Origin of the sequence: Sphingobacterium shayense (genome assembly GCF_013179575.1) — a bacterium.
GTDB classification, from domain to species: Bacteria; Bacteroidota; Bacteroidia; order Sphingobacteriales; family Sphingobacteriaceae; genus Sphingobacterium; species Sphingobacterium shayense.
This window is the reverse complement of the sequence record NZ_JABMCQ010000327.1, coordinates 1-1,254: the sequence shown is the minus strand read 5'-3', so window position 1 is coordinate 1,254 and position 1,254 is coordinate 1. Positions and strand designations below refer to the sequence as shown.

The 1,254-nt window shown below is 34.8% G+C and carries 1 protein-coding gene; it reads left to right on the top strand.

Translation table 11 applies throughout. From position 1 onward, the window contains the following. Positions 1 to 684: 684 nt before the first annotated feature. Complete coding sequence (locus HP439_RS19135; RefSeq protein ID WP_172391917.1) at positions 685 to 966, top strand: helix-turn-helix domain-containing protein; 282 nt, start codon at positions 685 to 687, stop codon at positions 964 to 966. The last annotated feature ends 288 nt before the right edge of the window (positions 967 to 1,254 follow it).

The window sequence follows — 1,254 nt, the reverse complement described above, 5'->3', positions numbered from 1 at the left end:
GGGGGTCTTTTATACCGATCATTCGGGAACCCAATTAATTTGGTCATACAAACTTCTCCGAAAATTATTGGCAATATTCTTAGAGGAATATCTTGAAAATTTAATATTATTTCCATTTTGCTGTTTTAAAACTACAAAATCAACTATAAAATGCAGTATTCAAACAACATTTTCATTTCTATCCCCTCAAAACCGATGAAATTGGATTGACAACTAGAAAATATTTATTCCTGTTTAATTTTTAAATTAAAGCATTTTAATCAACAGGAGGGCTAGTCCGTAAATAGCTAGTGTATGCTTCTAGATATAGTATCTGTCTGCTCCTACCTTATTCCGCATATTTGTATCTATTATCCTTCAAACACTAGCCGTAGTAGCTTTGTAATCACAGACACGCCACATTGTAGTTAACCGAATATTGTATATGCGAAGTTGGTAAGCGAACTTTATAAACCAGAGCGTAAAACCCTTCAGCGTTTTATCGCAGGTGAGGTTTAAGCGTAGCCTAGCTTAAAATTTGCAAAACACCAAAAATTAAACGCTGTTTTGAAGTATATCCTAGAGTGATTTTAATTGTATCCTCAAAAACCCATAGAAACGATCAATTAAGAACAAAAATATAAAATGATTGATATATCAATCATTTTTAGTATTTTCGTATGAAATATCATACAATTTGTAAAAATGAAAAAGCAAGTTATCCTTCCTAAATTCAAAATATTACTTGAACAAGTGGGCGAAAATATAAAGCTCGCACGCAGACGCCGTAAACTAACGGCTACCCAAGTAGTAGAGCGTGCGGGACTTGCTCGTTCAACATTATATCTAATTGAAAAAGGGAACGCAAGCGTCACGATGGGCGCATACTTTAATGTTTTACGCGTCTTGGGATTGGAAGGTGATTTTTTAAAACTGGCAACTGACGATGTATTCGGGAGAAAACTTCAAGACTTAGATTTATTATAAGGTGGCCGCAAACAAAACAGACATTTTTGTATATGCCCATTGGATCGGTATGTCTCATCCTGAATTATTAGGAGTGTTATCCGCTCATCAAGCAAAAGGTAGAAAAGCTTTTAGTTTCGAATATAATAAGAGCTGGTTGAAAACTAACGAACACCATTTGATGACCCTGATATTCAGTTCTATTCAGGACCGCAATTTCCAACTAAAAAAGAGAATTTCGGAATTTTCCTAGACAGTATGCCTGATACTTGGGGACGTACATTAATGAAACGCAGAGAAGTTCAATTA